Annotated in this window: 2 protein-coding genes and 1 pseudogene; all 3 read right to left on the reverse strand. The window is 66.6% G+C overall.

Translation table 11 applies throughout. From position 1 onward, the window contains the following. Window positions 1–300: DNA-binding protein WhiA (whiA, locus tag JCM19049_RS13085; protein ID WP_279403191.1), on the reverse strand; the 300-nt coding region annotated here is incomplete at its 3' end. Between the two features lie 30 nt (window positions 301–330). Continuing rightward, window positions 331–1,344: a uridine diphosphate-N-acetylglucosamine-binding protein YvcK gene (gene yvcK, locus JCM19049_RS13090; RefSeq protein ID WP_279403192.1), complete on the reverse strand. Its 1,014-nt coding sequence runs from the start codon at window positions 1,342–1,344 to the stop codon at window positions 331–333. An 18-nt stretch (window positions 1,345–1,362) separates the two neighbouring features. Further along, window positions 1,363–1,721: pseudogene (locus JCM19049_RS13095) on the reverse strand (hypothetical protein). Window positions 1,722–1,833 lie beyond the last annotated feature (112 nt).

Genomic DNA, 1,833 nt, shown 5'->3' on the forward strand with positions numbered 1-1,833 from the left:
CTGCCGGGCAAGCACCTCACCGTCGCGGGCGACCCGCACGATGTAGCGGCTGCCCTTGCGGATGCCGGAACCGGTGACCATGACGATCTCGGCCTCGTGCCCGTACAGTTCGGAGATCGCGACCTTCAGTCGGCGGGCGGTGGCGGCCAGGTCGACCTCGGCCTCGATGACGATGCGTCCGGAGACAATGTGCAAGCCGCCACTGAAGCGCAGCATGGTTGAGACCTCGGCCTTGCGGACCGAGGGCTTGCGGATCTCTACCCGTGACAGCTCGTCTTTGACGGAAGCCGTCAATGCCATGAATCAAACTCCCTTACATGGTTCTTCGTACTACGAGCCGATGGCGGTGAACACTTCGTGGTAGGCCGCCGCGAGTCGCAACGGGTCGTGAACAGCACGACCGTCAGATACCCCTACTGTACCGAAAAAGACCCTGGCCCCGAGCTTTTGTGCTGCCAGCTCAAAGCGCTCCCGGTTCCCCACCTTGGATTCTTCGGCGATAATGGCGTCGAACTTCACCTCCGGCGCGTAGCGGGCAATCACCTCCAGGTGCGCGGTGCCATCCATCCCGCCGGTCTCGGCGGTATTCGTGGACAGGTTCATGGTCAGCAGCTTCTTGGCCGTCGTCGAGGCGATCGCCGAACGCATTTCGGGCAGCAGCAGGTGCGGCAGCACCGAGGTGTACCAAGAGCCCGGACCCAGCACCACCCAGTCGGCCAGGTCGATGGCTTCCAGCGCCTCGATGCACGCCGGGGCGCCTTCCGGCTCCAGGTTGACGTTGGTGACTAGGGCGTTGTTCCCGGCGGCGGCCAGATCGGCTTGCCCGTCGATGCGCCCGCGCACCAGGTTTCCGTCCTGCCCGGCCTGCAGCACCTCACCGTGGATGGTCAGCGGCACGGTGCTCATCGGCAGCACCTGTCCGCGCGCGCCGAGCAGCGCCCCGGCCCAGCGCAGCCCGGCCACCGGGTCCTCCAGCAGTTCCCACAGCGCCAGGATCAGCAGGTTGCCCACCGCGTGCCCGTTCAGCGGCTCGGTCTCATTCGTCTTCGCCTCGAAACGGTGCTGCATGACGTCCCGCCACGTGCGCCCCCAGTCGTTATCGTCACATAGTGCGGCCAGCGCCATGCGCAGATCCCCGGGAGGCAGGACCGGGAAGGATTCGCGCAGCCGCCCGGAGCTTCCCCCGTCATCGGCGACGGTGACCACCGCGGTCAGCGACGTGGTCAGTCGGCGCAGTGCCGAGAGCGAGGCCGACAGCCCGTGCCCGCCGCCCAGGGCCACGACGGAGGGGTTGTAGGAGTTGTCTCTGCTCAGCCCTGGATGGGGATGGGCCCGGTTGCAAATGCCACGGTTTACCGCCACCTATTCCCGGCCCAGGTCACGGTGGGTGACGTTGACGCGCACGTTGGGCAGCTGGGCCAGGCGGCGGCCCAGCTCGATGGCTGTGGCGACCGAACGGTGCTTGCCGCCGGTGCAGCCCACGGCAATGGTGGCGTAGTGTTTGTTTTCACGCCGGTAGCCTTCGAAGACCGGTTCCAGGGCCTTGAGGTAGCTGACAATGAACTCCTCGGTGCCCGGGTGCTCCAGCACGTACTCGGCGACCTCGGCGTCCCGCCCGGTTTTCGGGCGCAGCTCGGGCACCAGTGCGGGTTGGGGATGAAGCGCACGTCCGCGACGTAGTTCGCGTCGGTGGGCAGGCCGTACTTGAACCCGAAGCTCATCACGTTCACGCGCAGGATGATCGGCCCGGAGTCGCTGAACAGTTCGTTGACCGCGCGGGCCAGTCATGCACCGACATGTCCGAGGAGTCAGGACCACCTCGGCGGCCTCGCG

It is taken from the genome of Arthrobacter sp. JCM 19049, assembly GCF_001310435.1.